The 251-nt window shown below is 72.9% G+C and carries 1 protein-coding gene; it reads left to right on the plus strand.

What is annotated here, in order from left to right; all coding sequences use genetic code 11:
• A partial coding sequence (locus ACZ6JE_RS15375) for a GTPase (RefSeq protein WP_464319507.1) occupies positions 1-251 on the plus strand: 251 nt, incomplete at both ends.

The raw sequence follows: 251 nt of genomic DNA on the forward strand, positions 1-251 counted from the left end.
GGGCCGACATCGCGCTGGTGGGCTACCCGTCGGCCGGCAAGTCGAGCCACGAGGCCGCGCTCTCGGCGGCGAAGCCCAAGATCGCCGACTACCCGTTCACGACGCGGCACCCGAACCTCGGCGTGGTCGAGTCGGGCGAGACGCGCTACACCGTCGCCGACGTCCCCGGTCTCATCGCGGGCGCGAGCGAGGGCAAGGGGCTCGGTCTCGAGTTCCTCCGCCACGTCGAGCGCTGCTCGGCCCTGCTGCAC

It is taken from the genome of Frigoribacterium sp. AC759 (assembly GCF_979256015.1).